The following is a 367-nucleotide window of genomic DNA, read 5'->3' as shown; positions in this document are numbered from 1 at the left end:
TTCGTCGCTCAGGCTGCAACGGCCGGCAACTACGGCACCTTCGCCATCGATGCCGATGGCAATTGGAGCTACACGGCGTCGTCCGCCCACAATGAGTTCGTCGACGGCCAGCATTACACCGAGAACTTCGATGTCGTCAGCGCCGACGGCACCCACACCTCGGTCGCCATCGACATTCTTGGCACCAACGATGCGGCCGTGCTGTCGTCCGCCTCGGTCGACCTGACCGAGGGCGACACGGCGGCGGCAATCTCCACCTCCGGCGCCCTGACGATCAGCGACGTCGACAGCGATCCGCACTTCGTCGCTCAGGCTGCAACGGCCGGCAACTACGGCACCTTCGCCATCGATGCCGATGGCAATTGGA

Annotated in this window: 1 protein-coding gene; it reads left to right on the top strand. The window is 64.3% G+C overall.

What is annotated here, in order from left to right; genetic code table 11:
* Positions 1–367, top strand: a 367-nt coding sequence (locus tag KVT37_RS31965; RefSeq protein ID WP_217578990.1) for a VCBS domain-containing protein, incomplete at both ends; no start/stop codon positions are given.

This window comes from Mesorhizobium sp. GbtcB19 (genome assembly GCF_019091085.1).
GTDB lineage: Bacteria > Pseudomonadota > Alphaproteobacteria > Rhizobiales > Rhizobiaceae > Mesorhizobium.
This window is presented reverse-complemented; position numbering and strand designations above follow the sequence as displayed.